The 18,423-nt window shown below is 60.2% G+C and carries 12 protein-coding genes; 8 read left to right on the top strand and 4 right to left on the bottom strand.

What is annotated here, in order from left to right; genetic code table 11:
• The first annotated feature begins 236 nt into the window (after positions 1-236).
• The 4 genes from hsdR to M2319_RS05155 are packed head-to-tail and all read left to right on the top strand — an operon-like array spanning position 237 to position 7,035.
• Positions 237-2,678: an EcoAI/FtnUII family type I restriction enzme subunit R gene (gene hsdR, locus M2319_RS05170; RefSeq protein ID WP_264600372.1), complete on the top strand. Its 2,442-nt coding sequence runs from the start codon at positions 237-239 to the stop codon at positions 2,676-2,678.
• 3 nt (positions 2,679-2,681) lie between these two features.
• Positions 2,682-4,130: a type I restriction-modification system subunit M gene (locus tag M2319_RS05165; protein ID WP_264600371.1), complete on the top strand. Its 1,449-nt coding sequence runs from the start codon at positions 2,682-2,684 to the stop codon at positions 4,128-4,130.
• The gene (locus M2319_RS05160) at positions 4,127-5,929 is read left to right on the top strand and encodes a restriction endonuclease subunit S (protein ID WP_264600370.1); all 1,803 of its coding nucleotides are present in this window, start codon (positions 4,127-4,129) and stop codon (positions 5,927-5,929) included. The genes M2319_RS05165 and M2319_RS05160 overlap by 4 nt, the downstream gene beginning before the upstream one ends.
• Positions 5,929-7,035 carry an endonuclease NucS domain-containing protein gene (locus M2319_RS05155; protein WP_264600369.1) on the top strand — a complete coding sequence of 369 codons (1,107 nt, stop codon included), beginning with the start codon at positions 5,929-5,931 and terminating at the stop codon, positions 7,033-7,035. Before M2319_RS05160 ends, M2319_RS05155 begins: the two co-directional genes overlap by 1 nt.
• 727 nt (positions 7,036-7,762) lie before the next feature.
• Here M2319_RS05155 and M2319_RS05150 read toward each other — a convergent pair.
• The 3 genes from M2319_RS05150 to M2319_RS05140 all read right to left on the bottom strand — a co-directional run bounded on the left by M2319_RS05150 (position 7,763) and on the right by M2319_RS05140 (position 11,143).
• Positions 7,763-8,194 carry a hypothetical protein gene (locus tag M2319_RS05150; RefSeq protein WP_264600368.1) on the bottom strand — a complete coding sequence of 144 codons (432 nt, stop codon included), beginning with the start codon at positions 8,192-8,194 and terminating at the stop codon, positions 7,763-7,765.
• Positions 8,195-8,258: 64 nt separating this feature from the next.
• Positions 8,259-9,497, bottom strand: coding sequence for a cytochrome P450 (locus tag M2319_RS05145; protein ID WP_264600387.1), 1,239 nt, complete (start codon positions 9,495-9,497; stop codon positions 8,259-8,261).
• Between the two features lie 5 nt (positions 9,498-9,502).
• On the bottom strand, positions 9,503-11,143 hold the full coding sequence (locus tag M2319_RS05140; RefSeq protein ID WP_264600367.1) for a di-heme-cytochrome C peroxidase: 1,641 nt from the start codon (positions 11,141-11,143) through the stop codon (positions 9,503-9,505).
• Positions 11,144-11,805: 662 nt separating this feature from the next.
• Between M2319_RS05140 and M2319_RS05135 the strand changes: the two genes are divergently transcribed.
• Positions 11,806-13,647, top strand: a complete 1,842-nt coding sequence (locus M2319_RS05135) for a caspase family protein (protein ID WP_264600366.1) — start codon at positions 11,806-11,808, stop codon at positions 13,645-13,647.
• Positions 13,644-14,591 carry a lipase family protein gene (locus tag M2319_RS05130; RefSeq protein ID WP_264600365.1) on the top strand — a complete coding sequence of 316 codons (948 nt, stop codon included), beginning with the start codon at positions 13,644-13,646 and terminating at the stop codon, positions 14,589-14,591. The genes M2319_RS05135 and M2319_RS05130 overlap by 4 nt, the downstream gene beginning before the upstream one ends.
• A gap of 700 nt (positions 14,592-15,291) precedes the next feature.
• Here the strand turns inward: M2319_RS05130 and M2319_RS05125 are convergent.
• Positions 15,292-15,747, bottom strand: coding sequence for a DUF1236 domain-containing protein (locus tag M2319_RS05125; RefSeq protein WP_264600364.1), 456 nt, complete (start codon positions 15,745-15,747; stop codon positions 15,292-15,294).
• Between the two features lie 369 nt (positions 15,748-16,116).
• On the opposite strand from M2319_RS05125, the gene metC reads away from it, so the two are divergent.
• Both metC and M2319_RS05115 read left to right on the top strand, forming a co-directional pair.
• Positions 16,117-17,301: a cystathionine beta-lyase gene (gene metC, locus M2319_RS05120; protein ID WP_264600363.1), complete on the top strand. Its 1,185-nt coding sequence runs from the start codon at positions 16,117-16,119 to the stop codon at positions 17,299-17,301.
• Positions 17,302-17,368: 67 nt separating this feature from the next.
• The gene (locus tag M2319_RS05115) at positions 17,369-18,358 is read left to right on the top strand and encodes a TAXI family TRAP transporter solute-binding subunit (protein WP_264600362.1); all 990 of its coding nucleotides are present in this window, start codon (positions 17,369-17,371) and stop codon (positions 18,356-18,358) included.
• The last annotated feature ends 65 nt before the right edge of the window (positions 18,359-18,423 follow it).

Raw genomic sequence — 18,423 nt, 5'->3', positions numbered from 1 at the left:
AACATTTTTTCATAATTTATATTTTCTGGTTACCCCACCAGAACCCCTGTACCATCTTCAATTTAGCAAAATTTTAACCCTTTTGGTGCCAATGCCCCGCCCCCCCCCCCCCCCCCGCTGTTTTTCAGTTTTCCCTGCGCCGTCCACGTTTGAATCTGAGCGCATCATGGTCAATCATGGCGCCTAGCCAACGTGTCATTTCATCTGTTTTTCGAACCGAGCTTTCGTTCATCGACGTGGATAAGAAAACCCTCAGCGAACGCGACATCTGCACCAAGTTCATCACGCCGGCATTGCGCCATGCCGGCTGGGACGAGGTGCTGCAGATTCGCGAAGAAGTGAGCTTCACCAAGGGGCGCATCATCGTCCGGGGCAAGCTGGTCACGCGCGGCCAGGGCAAGCGCGCCGACTACGTTCTCTATTTCAAGCCCAACATTCCCATTGCACTCATTGAAGCAAAGGACAACAACCGCAGCGTCGGAGACGGCATCCAGCAGGCGCTTGACTATGCCGAGACACTGAACATCCCCTTCGTGTTCTCGTCCAACGGCGACGGCTTCGTTTTTCACGACCGCACCGCCACCAGCAATCCACGCGAAACAACGCTGGCGCTCGATGCCTTCCCGGCACCTGCCGAATTGTGGGCGCGGTATCGAAGCTGGAAGGGCCTGGACGCCGAGGCCGAGCAGATCGTCCTGCAGGACTACTATGACGACGGCAGTGGCAAGACCCCGCGCTACTATCAGGTCAACGCCGTCAACGCCGCGATCGAGGCCATCGCCAAGGGGCAGGACCGTGTCCTTTTGGTGATGGCGACCGGCACCGGCAAGACCTACACCGCCTTCCAGATCATCTGGCGGCTCTGGAAGGCGGGCCGGAAGAAGCGCATCCTTTTCCTTGCCGACCGGAACGTGCTGATCGACCAGACGATGGTAAACGATTTTCGCCCGTTTGGCGGAACGATGGCCAAGCTCTCGACCAATGCGAAAACCATCGAACGCCCGGACGGCAGCACGGACGACGTAACAGTGGCGCTCGACAAGAAGCGCCGGATCGATACTGCCTACGAGGTCTATCTCGGCCTTTACCAGGCCATCACCGGACCGGAAGAGCACCAGAAGCTGTTCCGCGAGTTCTCGCCCGGCTTCTTCGACCTTATCATCATCGACGAATGCCACCGCGGCAGCGCGGCCGAGGATTCGGCCTGGCGCGAGATCCTCGAGTACTTCTCATCCGCCACGCAGATCGGCCTGACGGCAACGCCGAAGGAAACCAAATACGTCTCCAATATCGCCTATTTCGGCGACCCGGTCTTTTCCTACTCCCTGAAACAGGGCATCCGGGACGGCTTTCTGGCGCCCTATAAGGTGGTCAAGGTCCACATCGATCGGGATGTCGCTGGCTATCGACCCGAGAGAGGCCAGCTCGACCGAGACGGCGAAGAGGTCGAAGACCGTCTCTACAACGTCAAGGATTTCGACCGCACGCTGGTCATCGACGACCGGACCAAGCTGGTGGCCGAGAAGGTCACGCAGTTCCTGAAGGAGAGCGGGGATCGCTACCAGAAGACCATCGTTTTTTGCGTCGACCAGGAACACGCAGCCCGAATGCGCCAGGCGCTGGTCAACGAGAATGCCGATCTCGTTGCCGAGAACCCGCGATATGTAATGCGTATCACCGGCAGCGACGTGGAGGGCCAGGCCCAGCTCGGCAATTTCATCGATCCGGAATCCAAGTGGCCGGTGCTCGTCACCACCTCGCGCCTGCTCTCCACCGGCGTCGACGCCCAAACCTGCCGCCTGATCGTGCTCGACCGCGAGGTTGGCTCGATGACGGAATTCAAGCAGATCGTCGGGCGCGGCACCCGGGTGCACGAGGACACCCACAAATACTATTTCACGCTCATCGATTTCCGCGGCGCCAGCAGCCATTTCGCGGACCCGGATTTCGACGGCGAGCCGGTTCAGATCTACGAGCCGGCCGACGACCAGCCCATCGATCCGCCCGACGTACCGCCCACCGACGAAGACGGAGCCCCCCTGCCGGACGAACCGGGCGAAGACGAAACCGTGGTCGACGAGCCGGGCCTGCCGCCGCCGACCGGCGGGGCGCGAACGAAGGTCTATGTCGATGGTATCGGCGCCACCATCGTGGCGGAGCGGGTCGAATATCTCGACGAGAACGGAAAGCTCGTTACCGAGTCACTGCGCGATTTCACCAAGAAAGCGCTTCGCAAACGCTTCGCCAGTCTCGACGATTTTTTGATGCGCTGGAATGCCGCCGAGCGCAAGCAAGCCATTATCGAAGAGCTGGCGACAGAAGGCCTGCCACTTGACGTAATCGGCGCCGAGTTAGGCAAAGACCTCGACCCCTTCGACCTGGTCTGCCATATCGCTTTCGACGCCAAGCCGCTGACCCGCCGGGAGCGGGCGGAGGGCGTCCGGAAAAGGGATGCTTTCGCGGCATATGGCGGAAAGGCCCGCGCCGTGCTCGACGCGCTGCTCGCCAAATACGCCGATGAAGGTGTCTTGAATCTCCATGACGCAAATGTCCTCAAGATCCCGCCGCTCGACAGCCTCGGCACGCCCATCGAACTGATCCGCGCCTTCGGCGGCAAACCCGGCTTTGAGAAGGCCGTCCACGATCTGCAATCCGAACTCTACAGGGATACCGCCTAACCCATGTCCGTCCGCACTCTCGTCAAATCCATCCAGGACATCATGCGCCAGGATTCCGGCGTCGATGGCGATGCCCAGCGCATCAGTCAGCTCTGCTGGATGTTCTTCCTCAAGATCATCGACGACCAGGACCAGGAACTGGAGCTGCTGAAGGACGACTATCGCCCGCCGATCCCGGCTGCCCTTCAATGGCGCGCCTGGGCGGCCGATCCGGAGGGCATCACCGGCGACGAGCTGCTTTCCTTCGTCAATGACGCGCTGTTTCCCGGCCTGAAGAACCTTGTACCGACGACGCCCCGCGCCCGCACTGTCCGCAGCGTCTTCGAGGATGCCTACAACTACATGAAATCGGGCCAGTTGATGCGGCAGGTGGTCAACAAGATCAACGCTGTCGACTTCAACGACCTGAGCGATCGCCAGCATTTCGGCGACATCTATGAGCAGATCCTCAACGACCTGCAATCGGCTGGCAATGCCGGCGAATATTACACGCCGCGCGCCGTCACCTCCTTCATGGCCCAGATGATCGATCCGAAGCCGGGCGAGACCCTTTTCGATCCGGCCTGCGGCACCGGCGGCTTCCTCACCTGCGCCATCCGCCACATGCGCGAGCGCTACGTGAAGAAGCCGCATGACGAGTGGATGCTTCAGAACGGCCTTCATGCGGTGGAGAAAAAGGCCCTGCCGCACATGCTGTGCGTGACCAACATGCTGCTGCACGGGATCGAGGATCCGAGTTTCGTGCGCCACGACAACACGCTGGCGCGCCCCTACATCTCCTGGACGCGGGACGAGCGGGTGGACATCGTGCTCACCAACCCGCCCTTCGGCGGGCGCGAGGAGGACGGGATCGAATCCAACTTCCCGCAGCACTTCCGCACCCGCGAGACCGCCGACCTCTTCCTTGCCCTGATCATCCGCCTTTTGAAGCCCGGCGGCCGCGCGGCTGTGGTGCTTCCCGACGGCTCGCTCTTCGGCGAGGGCGTCAAGACGAGGCTGAAGGAGCATCTGATGGAGGAGTGCAACCTCCACACCATCGTGCGCCTGCCCAATTCGGTGTTCAAACCCTACGCCTCGATCGGCACCAACCTGCTGTTCTTCGAAAAAGGGGCGCCGACGACGGAGACATGGTTCTGGGAGCACCGGGTGCCCGAGGGGCAGAAGGCCTATTCCATGACCCGGCCCATTCGGCTGGAGCATCTGGCGGACTGCATCGCCTGGTGGGGCGGGCCGCTCCGCGAGGGGCGGGAGGAGACCGAGCGCGGCTGGAAGGTCAGCGCCGAGGAGATCAAGGCCCGCGGCTGCAATCTCGACATCAAGAACCCGCACACGGTCGAAGAAGACTACGGCGACCCCGAAGCGCTGCTCAACGACTTGACCGCCGCCGAGACCGAAGTCGCGGCGCTCCGCGACCAACTCAGGGCCATCCTGACCGAGGCGCTGGTGCGATGACCCAGCTCTCGTTTTCCGCCGGCCGCCTGCTCGCCCTTTACGAGAAGGTTGCCGAGGCGCCGGACGCGGTTTCCCGCCTGCGCCGCTTCGTGCTGGATCTCGGCGTAAGGGGAAAGCTGGTGGAGCAGGATCCGGCCGACGAACCGGCGGTGGAGTTGCTGAAGCGGATCGCGGCTGAGAAAGTGCGGCTGGCCAAAGCGGGTGAGATCATGAAGCCCAAACCGCTTGAGCCGGTTGAAGAACCACTATTCGTGGTCCCAATGGGTTGGATTTGGACGCGGCTCGGCAATATCGCTGCCTACATCCAACGAGGAAAATCGCCGAAATACACAGCCGCAGATGGTGCGCCAGTGATATCGCAGAAGTGCGTTCAATGGGCTGGCCTCGATCTCACCGTGGCCAAGCAGGTAACATTGGATTCGCTGGCCAAGTATGAACCGATAAGGTTCCTACGCGAGAACGACCTGCTTTGGAACTCGACAGGCACCGGAACAATTGGACGCGTAATCCGGCTTTTTGAGCCGCCCGACAAGCTCGTCTGCGATAGCCATGTGACTGTCGTGCGCTGTCTTGGAGTCGACCCCGAATATGTGCGCACATGGCTTCGCACCGATCACGTCTACGGTGTCATTGAAGAACGCGCGGCCGGATCGACCAATCAGGTCGAACTAACTTCCCAGATGGCCAACAATCAGCCTGTCCCCCTCCCGCCCCTCGCCGAGCAGCGGCGGATCGTGGCGAAGGTGGAGGAACTGATGGCGCTGCTGGCCCGGTTGGAGGCGGCCCGCGACCAGCGCGAGGCCACCCGCGACCGGCTGACCGCCGCCAGCCTCGCCCGCCTGACCGCCATGAAGGCGAGAGCGGAGCAGGAAAAAGGGAAGGCCGGCCTTCCGGCCGGCTCCGAGCCCCACGACGACGCGTTCCCCGCCCGCTTCGCCCTCGACGCGCTCCCCGCCCTCACCGCGCGCCCCGACCAGATCGGGCAACTTCGCCAGACCATCCTCAACCTCGCCGTGCGGGGCAAGCTGGTGAAGCAGGACCCAACCGACGAACCGGCGTCGGAGTTGTTGAAGCGAGTGGCGGCCGAGAAAGCACGGCTGCTAAAGGCAAAGATGGTCCTTCGTCAAAAGGCACCGTCTTCCGATCCGGACTATGCGATCGCAACACTGCCTTCAGGCTGGAAAGGCATCGCGCTGGGCGACCTGCTCAACTTTGTGACAAGTGGTTCGCGCGGATGGTCCGAATATTACGCTGATTCCGGCCCATTCTTCATCCGAGCGCAAAACATCCGGTTCGGACAATTGCTCCTAGACAATCTCGCACACGTGCAACCGCCGTCCAACAGCGAAGGCAGCAGAACACAGGTTGCCAAAGGAGACGTCTTGATCGTCATTACTGGCGCTGGCGTTACTAATCCAGCGATCCTGGAAAGAGAAATCGGCGAAGCCTATGTCAGTCAGCATGTAGGGCTAGCACGCCCCACCGATCCGAAAATCTCATGGTGGCTGCTTCTTTGCCTCATGGCCGATCATGGGGGTAGGTTCGAACTCGTCGAGCGAGCTTATGGTGCCGGACGTCCGGGTTTGAATTTGGACAACATTCGCTCATTGACGATCCCCCTCCCCCCGCTCGCCGAACAACACCGCATCGTGGCGAAGGTCGATGCCCTCATGGCCCTCTGCGACCGGCTGGAGGCCGCCCTTACCATCGCGGATACCACTCGCGCACGCCTCCTCGAAGCGCTTTTGCATGAGGCACTCGCCCCCGTTTCGACAGCGGAAAGGGAGGCCGCCGAGTAATGCCGATCCAGCACACCGTCTGGACCGTCTCCGGAGCGCCGACCGAGATCCCGCAAGGGACGCTCCCGTCGGAACAGATGCTCGAGAAGATGATCGTCGCTGAACCGCGCATCCTTTCCTCCGAATGGATGCTGATCGGCCGCCAGGTGGATACCGGATATGGCGGACGGATCGATCTCCTCGCCATCGCGCCAGACGGCGCCCTCGTCCTCGTCGAACTCAAGCGCGATCGCACGCCGCGCGAGGTGGTCGCCCAGGCGCTCGACTATGCCTCCTGGATGGAAGAAGGCCTCGACGCCAACGATGTCGCCGGCATCTATGCCCGCTTCCGCCCCGAGCGGAGCCTTTCCGCCGACTTTCTGAGCCGGTTCGGCCGACCGCTCGACGAAGACACGCTCAACGAAAGCCATCAGGTCGTCATCGTTGCGGCGACGCTCGACGCCAGCAGCGAGCGGATCGTCAACTACCTGAACGACCGCGGCGTCGCGATCAACGTCCTGTTCTTCCAGGTCTTCGATCACGGCGACGGACAACTCCTCAGCCGCGCCTGGCTGATCGACCCGGGCGAGGTCCAGGTTCAGGCGGCGAACGCGGGTGGCCGGGGGGAACAGGAACCTTGGAACGGTGAGTTCTATGTCAATTTCCTTTCCGACGAAACGCGGCGCTGGGACGAGGCCCGGCAGCACGGCTTCATCTCGGCGGGCGGCGGCAACTGGTACGTCAATACGCTCAGCATGTTGAGCGAGGGCGACCGGGTTTGGGTGAAGATACCGGGCAAAGGCTTCGTTGGAGTTGGCCGCGTCACCGGCCCCCGCGTATTCGCGAAGGACTATGTCATCGACGGCAGGCCGGCATTTGAGGTGCTATCTGGCGACTATGTTCGAGACCATGCCGAGGATCCGGACCAAGCGGAATATTTCGTCCCGGTCAGATGGCTGCACACCGTGGATGAGGACCAGGCCGTGCAGGAAATTGGCATGTTCGGCAACCAGAACACCGTCTGCAAACCTAAGACGCCAGGATGGCGATCAACGGTCGAGCGCCTGAAAAAACACTTCCCGAACTACAACGACGAGCGTTCGGAATCTCCTACTGGCGAGGGCTGAGGCGTCCGGCGCCGTATTTGCGGTTTGGCCGAACTGTCCGGAACGCCGCTCCGGTTCGCCTCACGGCCTCGTCCGACTTTCGAGCTCTTCGAGCACTGAAGCGATACTACCGAGCGTTTCCTCATGCAGGTCGCGCATGCCGGCGTTCCGAGCCAATTGACCTGCCGGTACGTAGAAACCTTGCCGTAGCTGTGTTTCCTTCGGCATTGCCGCAAAGGCGGCACGAACCTGCTCGACAGTCGGAACCTTCCGCGTACTCGACGACCGCGCGGCTGCACGGTCCTTGTGCGGCAGGTTGAGACACCGAATATCGTCAGGTTTGTTCTTTTCCGATATCCGGATTCGCGAGCCAGCCAGCTGAAAAACTCCTGAACCGCACAGAGCGTTGAGAGGAGGGTGGCCGGCGCGAGCGGCTTGTCCGTCCGAAGAGCCCGGGTCGATTGCAGATTTCGCCTTCGGTGCGCTCGTTTTTGACATTGCACTCGGGCATTTCGCTTGGTCACCAAATGCCACAGTTACCGAGGGGCCGGGTTCACACCACCATCCTGCCCAAGGCACTCGACAAGACGCGGTCAAAAGGACAGACCTTGCGACTGTTGTCGCCAAGACATAGGACGCCGATTGCATATAGTCACCACGATAAGCACCTAACCCACCAGCCAAACTTCAGGCAACGTCTTCCACCAACGGGCAGCCTGATGGCTGGTGCTCCATCTTGCGGACCACTTCAATTGCCATCTAACTGGATTGCCATTGGCACCATTCTCAAATTCTTCGTTGCTGCAATGCGATGAACAGAAAGCTCGATAACTTTCGGGTGCTTTGCCAATGACGTCATTGTTTGGACGTTTGGCCATTCGAATATCGCGACCTCGTCCCACTCCTCGCCCGGCAACCCTGCTATCGTGCCATACGCCTTTGAACGATGTTTAAGACTCCCCCCAGCGGCGCCAACAATGGGAGCAACTCCACCGATATACAGTGTCCAGTAAGCGTACTCACCAGTAACCGAAGGACCTTCATAGTCACTGGGATAAATGGCGACCGGATGAAATTTTAGAAAGTTTACGACACGAAATCCTGACCCATAGGGGACATCCTTGAGGGCTTCTTCAAGATCGTTATTGGGGCTCGTGACAATTATCGAGTGAGTGATCATTGTAATCCAAATAGAACAACTGGACGGTGACAGTTGATGGCTGGACGTTGCTGCACGCACTCAATCACGTGACTGACCATGGCCAACTCTCCGGGACTGGACCCTTCCGGTAGTCGATGTAGCCGGGCTGAGCCTTGTCTCGCCGCAAGATCGCTCGAGCGATGGCAGGGATCAGCGCGGTCCCGATGGCACGGCCCAAGCATTCATGAATGCCGTAACCGAAGGTGAAACTGCCCCTAAGGTCGCGGTTCGGATTGAAGCTTTCAGGTGCTTCGCAAGCTGCGGGATCAAACATTGCACTGTGTGTGACAGCAAGGACCATGGTTCCTTCCGGAACATCTGTCTGATGATCACTGCTTTGGGCCAACCGGGTGTCTTTGGTCGCCCGCCGGAAGAAGTAGGGAAACGCCGGCTTGAAGCGCAAAGCCTCGAAAACGTATCCGTCCAGCGCTGAAGGATCCTCAGACTGGGCTGCTGCGGTTGCTTCCTTGCGAAGTTCGGAATCGGACACGAGGACCAAGAGCGCGTTGGCCACAGCATGGGAGGTCGTTTCCACGGCTCCAATCAGCAAACCACCCACATTCAGAACTACCAGCGGCACATCAAACTTGAGAGCACCTGATCCCGATAGGATGAGTAGGCGTGAAACCACATCAGTGCCTGGCTTGCCCGCCTTGAGATCAATCGCACGCCTTTGAACCAGCTCAATTAGGTATGTCCGCATGGCTGCATTCGCCGCTTTTCGGCGCGACACGATCTCATCGGGCGTAGCAAATTGCGGAGTGTCAAATGGTTGGTTCCAAAAAGCGTCCATTTGGTTCCAGTACGACCAATCGAACATGTCCGCGTGGGACGCGCCTTCAAACCCGAAGAATCTCTCCACAACCGCAAGCGGCACACCTCGTGTGATTTCGGCGATCAGATCAATTTCCGTGCAAGAGGCAACCTCCAGACGTCGAGCCGCCTCTGCCTCTGACCATGACCGCAGATCGGGCACGCTCTCGAAATCAAGCACGGCGCGCATGATCGACTTTTCGCGCCAGTGGCGAGCCGTATCGTCTTGCGCCATCCAGTAGTCGCCCTGCTTCGATACGTAGGGTTCAACACTGTAAAGATCGTGGCGTGCCAGGATATTCACGCAGTCGCTGTGCCGGGTCGCCAGTGTGACGGGACCGAGGTCAATCACCGGGCGGTGTTTTCTCAACTCGGCATAAAGCGGCAGGGGTTGCGATTGCATCCAACTGCGCACCAACGGCCACTTATCAGACGCCGGCGCCGCATCGATCTGGCTTAAATAGCTCATGTTGGTCACTGGCTCTTCAAGTACTCGACGATTGCCATACGCTCGTCGTGCACAAGGCCGCCGGGAGGATAAAGATGACCTCCGTTTCCATTCCCCGGCAGACTGGTATCAAAACGGAAACGCCCCGGTGCATCCCCGCTGCTATAGCCCAAGCGTCGGAGATCTAAAGCACGCCCTCCAGTCCAGAATACCTTCCGTCGTTCTTCAACCGGCGACAGAAGTTCATAGACTGTCGGAACCGAGCCATTGTGAAGATAGGGGCCGGTCGCCCAAACGCCAGCAAGCGGGCTGGCTTTCAAATATGTGGGCGGCCACTGTGGTGAGTACGGTATTGGTTTGCCATCATCACTTTTTGTGAATCGTTTGCCATTCAGCTCGAAAAACTCCTCTTGGGTCAATTGCGCTTCGGCAATGGCCCTTCCGAGATTGGCTTGAACCGTGGCAGCAAAGAAGCTGGCGGCCGGCACTTCGGATGCCCCGTTGAAGAGCGGCGCGGTCGTTGTGTTCGTCTCAACCCTGCGGGTCAACAGGCTTAGGACATAGGCAGGATCAGTACCGACTACCGAATAGTCCACCCGGCCGATTTCGATGAAAGTCTCTTTGAAATAATTCACCGCTGGATCGGTACGTCGATAGGGCGCCATATTGTGACAAGCTGCACAGTTCTCGCGGAAAAGCTCCGCACCTTTGTCCCGCAAGTCGGCATCTATCGGACCCATGAGGTCTTCATCCCACACGGGCGGCTTCAAAATTTTCAGCCAATCTTCCAGCTCCGTGAGCTCCTTCAAAAGGATGCTGGACGAGAAGGCATCGGCTCCTGCATCGGGTAACATGTTGCTGTTTCCGAAGACGCCTAGAACCTGCCCCCCATTTCTTGCTATGGGACTGGCCGCGATCGGCACCCATTGCACAAATTCGAGATCTGGGGTGAGCCAGAGCGGCGGATAGCTCGTCGGTGCCGCGACGGGGTACATATTCTGTGGGGCCGACTGATCGGTGACCGCTAGTGAATTGACGATCTGCGTTAAAGCATCGACCCTTCCATATCCCGATGCCAGCGCCGGACGGCGCAGAACCGAGCCGCCGGTCAGTTTGAGGCTGGCGGAACGAAGCCGCGTTCTTAGCGCTTGCTTGTCCTTTTCTGCTGCCCCAAAATTGGCCGCGAACCGCTCAAACAGCGCATCGCTGACAGCGTTCAATCGCACGGTGGTTGCGAGGGCTTGATAGAAACTATCGAAGTCAAGGTGAGCGGGCGCGCCGTCGATACGGATACGCTCGCCGTTAACCTCGACCTCCGCCGTGTGACAGGCAGCGCAGGTCAACCCCACTTGGTTCGCACGTTCCTCAATGGCAAATCCAATCGGATAACCATTGGGATTGAGGGTCGACGGACCGTCGGGCGGCAGAAAACCGAATTGAGCAAGATAGTTTGAATCCGCAAAACGCCCACCACCACCTGGCTGCTCCAAAGCGGCGAACAGATCGGCTTGCATCATGTGCGAGCCCTGCGGCGTGTGATAAAAAAGCGTTCTGAGATTTGCGTCCCAGCCTTGCAGTTGCTTGACCACTTCGCCTTGTGCGGTTGCGAAAGTGGTAGGAGCGGTCAGTACCGCAGCGACTATTAAAAGCCCAAGCCTATGTTTCATCACATGCCTTCAGATTGAAAATTCCCTTCCCATACAACCTATAACATATTTTTCTTTCCTCCTCTTCAGAAATCCGACGTCGTCACCACCCCAGATAGCAATCGAATTTTTTCGCGATAATTCAACGGCTTGGAAAATCGTTGCAGTCTTTTGGAATGCGCCGTCTCGCACGAGACCATCGAGATTGAATAAGAGATTGGGCTGGCGGTTCCGAAGCGGACATTCCTATGAGGTGAAGCGAATACTTTGATTCGCTGATCCTGCATTCTGACTTGTAGCAAGTGTGTCTTGATCGGACGCCGCCAGGCCGCTTTTGTGGGGAAGGATCGGCCGTTTCACAATCCGCATGGGCACGATTGTTCGCGTTCGGGCATAGGCCATGAAAGCGTCACGCGGCAGATCGGAAAGAAAATGTATGCTTTAAGCGGGCCGCGACGACACTTATTTGCCGCACACAGAATGCATCCGGTCAAAATCTAATTGAAATATCAAATCGACCCGCACCCCAAGGTCACGGACCATAGATTTTTCTTCAGCCTGCGCAAATTATATTATGTTGGCGAACATTTCCAATTGTGAGATAGTCAATTTTGGCTCCATTGCGGCTTGGCAGCGTGGATATGGATTTCCTATTGAAACGCGTAGGACGGCGGCGTGTATTGGTGAGTGCTCTGACCTTGTTCGGAAGTTTCACCACTCGCCATCTTCATGCGCAGAGCACATTCGATATCAGCAAGATGCGGCGGGCAGCTGTCGTTATTGGCATCGATTCCTACCGGCATCTTCCTCACCTCAAGGCTGCTGTTTCAGGCGCCGTGAAAATGGCCGCTTTTCTTCGAGGCGAAGGTTTCGACACGCGCCTGTTCACCGATAGCGGCGGGCCTGTCAGAGGCTCGGATATCTTCGACGCCGTTGCTGGTTTCGTAGACGATTCAGCCGGTCTGGACCAACTCGTCATCTACTTCTCAGGGCACGGCTTCTTGAGCGGCACGACCGAGATTTGGATGCTGTCGAACGCGCCTTACGACACGGCAGAGGCCGTGTCGGTGCTCGAAAGCGCCGAACTTGCCTACCAGTCGAATATTCCCAACGTCGTCATCATATCGGATGCCTGCCGATCTCTCGCCAGCGACCTCGGCACCAGCCAAGTGACGGGGCGCAAGATCTTCCCCGCCGGGCGAACTCCCGATCGCCGCACGGACGTTGACATCTTCTTCGGCACAAGGCCCGGCGCGTCTTCTTACGAGCTTTCGGTTAGCGAGAGCGTGCAGCAGCATGAAGGCATCTATACGGCCGCCTTCCTTAAGGCGTTCACCCAGCCGACGGACGACATGGTATACCGCTTCGACAACGGTGTGACCGTGATCCCGAACCGGAAGATGCGCGATTTCCTATTCCGTGAAGTCAGTGAGCGCGCGCAGGACCACGCGATCAACCTGAAGCAATATCCCGAGGCGCGTATCACCTCCGACATTCCGACATTTGTTGGCCAGTTGCATTCGTTGTCGGGAACGGCCGGTCCGACGCCTGCGAAGCCCGAGCCTGCAGACGTCGCGGTGCCTGATGCGATCCAGAAAGCGGTGCAAGGCATCCTCACCGGCACCAGCGGGGCGCAGGAGGTATTTGCCGTTCCTGGTGACGTATCGCCTGCAACGCGCATTGCCGGCGAACTCGTATTCCAGGCGATAGACTTCCAGAAACGGGACGTGGAACTGGAAGATACGGGCTTCGCCGTCTACGGAGCTCGGGTCGCGCAGGTTGGGGCTTGGAGGATAGACACGGGCAGGTCACCCGAAGACTCGGATGCCGACATCTGGCGCGCGTACATGCCCGACGGGCAACGGGCAGCGCACGTTGCGGTGCTTTTCGAGGACGGTCGCGGAACGGTTCTCCCGGTCCTCCAGGGCTTCGGGACGCATGTGACGGTAGAGCCGCAAGGGGTCGTCGACATGCGCTTCAACCCGGCGCAATCGAACTTCCTGTTTATTGATTATCTGGACGCACTCGACCGGCTGGCTTTCCTGCGGGGGTTTGCCGCCGAAGCGACGCGGCAAGGCGCGCTCGTCTTTGAAGGATCGCGCGAAGAGCGGGAAGCGGCGGCGCGCAGTTTCGCGGAGCGGGTACGAATGGGCAAGGGATATGACCCGACCCTGGGCATCTATGCCGCCTACGCATACGCGACCGCATTTATGGAAGACGGCGTGCGCTCGGTCCACGACAGCATGCTCGAAACGCTTGGTGCCGAGCTGTTTGATGTGGCGCTCCTAGCCGGCCGCCTCGGCCCGGATGGACGCGCCCAAAGTGGCAGGCCGGTGGTGCCGCCGGTGCCATTGATGCGCCAGGGCTGGGAGTATCTGAGGGTTCGCGGGGTGGAAACGACACGTATCATGGCCACCGCGCGGACCGCACTGCTCAACAGTTTGTGGACCACATATGATGGCGAGGCCGCCAAACTCGTTACCGATCTCGTTGCCAGCACGCCCTCGGGAGGCCTTCCACAATGATTGGACGACGCGAGTTCATGGCCGGTGCGACGGCCGCCCTATCGGCCTTGGCATTCCAACCAGCGCAAGCCGAACCTGTGAGACGAATCCTGTTTGTCCATGGTCGCGCGCAGGGTGGGCGCGACATCGCCGATATCCGACGCGAATGGACGCAGGCGCTTGGAAAGGGGGCGCGTGCCGCGGGGATCAACCTTCCGGAAAATCTCGACATCGCCCTGCCGTTTTATGGGGATGAACTCGACCGGCTGACGGCTGAGTTCAACTTGCCGCTTGCATCCGATGTCACGGCCCGTGGAACGGCCGAACAGGACGCTTTTTTGGCATTTCAGGCCGAAGTCGCGCAGGATATCCGGATGAAGGCGGGCATCACGGATGAACAGGTCGATGCCGCTTATGGCAACAATCCGCGCCAGAAGGGCCCGCTTAATTGGGAATGGGTGCAGGCGATCTTCCGTGCCATAGACCGCCATAGCGACGCCATCACCTCCAATGCGCTGCAGATAGCACTCCGCGATGTCTATGTTTACAATTCGAGCTCGGCGGTACGCCGTATCATCAACGGCATCGTCAGCAAAGAAATCGACGACCGTCCGACGGTGATTGTCGCCCATTCGCTTGGAACAGTCGTCGCCTATTATATCCTGCGGGAACTTAAGGCGCCCAAAGTCCCATTGCTCGTTACCCTCGGATCGCCACTCGGCATCCGTGCCATCCGCCGGCCGCTCAGGCCGCTGCGTCATCCTGCCGTCGTTCAGGCATGGCTCAACGGCTTTGACAACCGTGACGTGGTGGCGCTCTATCCGCTCGACGCGAACAATTTCAATATCGATCCGGCGATCGAGAATATTCCCACTTTGCGGAACCAAACAAAGAACCGTCACGGGATAATCGGGTATTTGAACAAGCCGGAAATCGCGAGCCGCGTCATCGATGCGATGAGCTGATAGAAATTGACTACGCAGCTCTCGTGCCCTCAACGGTTGTCAACTTCGGTGAGTTTGCGCTGCAGCGGACGATCGTCGACTCATCGACCGCTCAGGGCCGAGAATTGACCCTTGGCCGGCGTCTGATCTGCCGCATCTCGAACAATCCGAGACCTATTCGGGGTATTGTTTTTCGACCGAGTTCATTGTCTGAAAGCCCGTCCCAAGCAAAATAATGAAGGTGGGCGTGGCGCCCAACTGGTACCTAGCTGTTGGGCGATGCAAGGACAACCCGGCCTCAGAAAAAGCAACTGGACACAAATGATATCAGTTCTCTAGGCACCATTGGACATTCTCAGGAACTCCCATGGAATTCGCTTCCGAGAATTGAAAATCCGCGTGTCGGTGGTTCGATCTCGCCCCCGGCACAATTCGTCGAATACGAAATTAAGGCTTTACAGGACACGTGGTCGGGCGGCCTGGATCGGCCAATCGGCTATTTGGCGGCGGGGATATGTCGTTGATTCCCGGCCCCTCGTCGCTGATCGTTTGGCGGGAGGCTGATCGGCCGGTGCGCGGGGGCGGGCCGGGGTGGCCGGCCCGCCCGCATGGGTTTCCGCTTGAGGGCGGAGAAGCTTACGATCTGCGGCCATCGGGCGGTGCGCTCGCCGATCGGACGAGAAGACATCGGCGAGCGCATCTGCGGGCTTGGCCGCCCAGGTCAGTTCCGGACGACGCCGATGACGTTGCCGGTCTGGGAGTCGACGATCAGCGTGTGGCCGTTGACATTGGCATATGCGTAGGTCGGATAGTCCGGAACCCGGATCACCTCGACCGTGGACGGCAGGGGCTGGCCGATAACCACCGGTCCATCAACCCGCACGGCGGGAGCCGGCTGTTCCAGGGCGTAGACGCCGACGCGGGGCGGGACTTCCTTGACGACGTAGGGCTCCGGCGGCGGGGCCGGCTGGGTGTTCTCCTCGACCTTGTCGGCGGAGGCGCCGATCGTGCCGCCGGCAATGGCGCCGATGACGGCACCCGGAGGGCCGCCGATCACAGCGCCGGCGACGGCGCCGCCGGCGACGCCGGTCAGGGTGGCGTCCTGGGCGGAGACGGGCGTTGCGGCGACGGCGGCGAGCATCACGGCGGCCGACGTGGCGGTGACGAATTTCAACATCTTCACTATCTCCTCATTGTAGAGCGATGGCAAAACAACGCCGCGTAACGAGGAACGTTCCCTTCACGGACTCACATTCCATTTCAGAATATTTCCGCGTATCGGCAGAACTTCTCTCTATATAGATTTCTAACAAGAGAATTATGTCGACTGACTTATATTCTAATTGTTTAAAGCCGCAGGCCGCTCGGTACGTCTTCCCGTCTATTTGAAACGCCCGATTGATCCGGAGCGACGCTCCGCCTGACCGCGTCGGTTTTCGCTCGGCCAACTCCGTCCATAAAATATGCATGCATAAAATTTGGGCTTGAGCAGCGCAAAATGGCATGCAATATATCTGAGTAGAACGCCATTTGGATTGGAAGCCCGTTGCCCACCGCCAGCACTCCCCTTCTCCAGACCCGACTCGTACACAGCGGACGCCACGGCCCGACCGTCAATGCACCGGTCAACCGGGCGTCGACGATCCTCTTCGACACCGTCGCCGAGCTGACCGAGGCCAAGGCGAAGCGCTTCGACAAGGGCACGACCTTCTATGGCCGCTTCGGCACGCCGGACGTCTTTGCCTTCGAGGATGCGGTCAGCGTGCTTGAGGGCGGCACGGCCTCGCTGTGCGTGCCGTCGGGCCTCGCCGCCTGCGTGCTGCCGCTGGTCGCGTTCCTTGCGCCCGGCGACCATCTTCTGGTGGTCGACAGCGTCTACGAGCCGGCCCGCACCAGCATTGAGAAGTTCATCGCCCGGTCCGGCGTCGACGTCACCTTCTATGACCCGCGCATCGGCGCCGGCATTGCCGAGCTGATCACGCCGAAGACGCGGATGATCTATCTGGAAAGCCCCGGCTCGCTGACGTTCGAGGTCCAGGACATCCCCGCCATCACGGCGGTCGCCCGCGAACGCGGCATCCTGACCATGTGCGACAACACCTGGGCGACGGGCGTTTTCCATCGCCCCCTCGACCTCGGCGTCGACATCGTCGTGCAGGCGGCGACCAAATATGTGGTCGGCCACTCCGACGCGGTGCTGGGCCTTTTGACGGTCAGCGATCCGGCGCTTCACCGGACGCTGCGCGAGGCGGCCAACTGGCTCGGCTATAACGTCTCGCCCGACGACGTCTATCTGGCGGCGCGCGGCCTGCGCAGCCTTAGCGCCCGCCTGCGTCAGCACCACGAAACGGGCCTGGCACTGGCGCACTGGCTGGAGACCCGACCCGGCATTGCCCGGGTGATCCATCCCGGCCTCGCCTCAAGCCCCGATCATGCGCTCTGGAAGAGGGATTTTTCCGGCGCATCCGGTCTCTTTGCGGTGCTCCTCGACACAGAGGAGGCCGACACGGCCGTTCGCTTCGTCGAGACCCTCTCGATCTTTGCGATGGGCTTTTCCTGGGGAGGATACGAAAGCCTGGTTCTGATCGGCGATCCGGCGCATGCCCGGTCGGCGACGGAATGGCCGGAAAAACGGATTCTCGTGCGCCTGCATGCAGGGCTCGAGGATGCGGAAGACCTCAAGGCCGATCTGGAGGGTGCCTTGAAGACCGCGGGTCTGGACCGCTCCTGATCCGCAACTGCTGCAACCCCATAACCGCGTCGGCACAGGCGCGGCTTCCAGGAAGAAAGAGGAACGAATGCGCCACAGCATCCGAAATGCACTCGCCAAGGCTGCGGTCTGCGCCGCGCTGTTCGCCGCCCTGCCCGCCCAGGCGCAAACCAATGTCGAATGGGCGGCCGGATCCCCGGGTGGCAGCTGGTTCACGATCGTGACCGGATTGTCCAACATCGTCATGGAGGACAACTCGGATATCTCGATCCGCGTCGTTCCCGGCGGCGGCCGCGACAACCCCTCGTCGATCCAGGCCGGCATCAGCCAGATGGGCATGGGCATCGATTTTCTCGCCGCCGCCGCCCTCAAGGGCCAGGACCCCTATGAGGGCAAGCCCCACGACAAGCTGATGTCGATGGGCGGCACCTGGGCGCCGGCCGAATTCCACGTCATCGTCGCGGCGGACGAAACCCGCCCGCTGGCCGAGATCTTCGCCGATCCCACGATCCGCGTTGGCACTTCGCCGAAGGCGACGTCCGAAGAGCTGACGCTGCAGCGGGTCCTGGCCTTCTACAAGAACGACGGCGACGCCATCGCCAAGGGCGGCGGAACCGTCATCAACGGCACCTACAGCCAGCTCGTCTCGGCCTTCCAGGACAACCAGATCGACGTCCTTTTCGGCGCCGGCAGCGCGCCGACCGGCATCGCCCTCGAAGTCGAAGCCGGCCGCCGGGACGCCAAGCTCATCGCCTTCCCGCCGGAGCTGATGGACTACCTGTCCACGTCCTTCGGCTACGGCAAGGGCACGATTCCGGCCGCCAGCTACCAGAAGCTCCAAGCTGGCGACGCGGCGCTGCCCGTCACCACCATGGAAGCGGTGATCCTCGTCTCCTCGGACGTGCCGGAGGACGTCGTCTACAAGATGACCAAGACGCTGATCGAGAACCGCGACCGCTTCGCCAACATCTACAAGGGCCTCGCGGGATACGATCCGGCTCTGGCCTGGCAGAACCAGCCGGTTCCCCTGCATCCCGGCGCCGCCAAGGCCTACAAGGAACTGGGCTTCATGAAGTGATCCGCCGGCCGGGGGCGGCATCACACCGCCCCCGGCGTTTCTCGAAACCGAGACGCTGCACGGGG

It is taken from the genome of Rhodobium gokarnense (assembly GCF_025961475.1).
Taxonomy (GTDB): domain Bacteria; phylum Pseudomonadota; class Alphaproteobacteria; order Rhizobiales; family Rhodobiaceae; genus Rhodobium; species Rhodobium gokarnense.
This window is presented reverse-complemented; position numbering and strand designations above follow the sequence as displayed.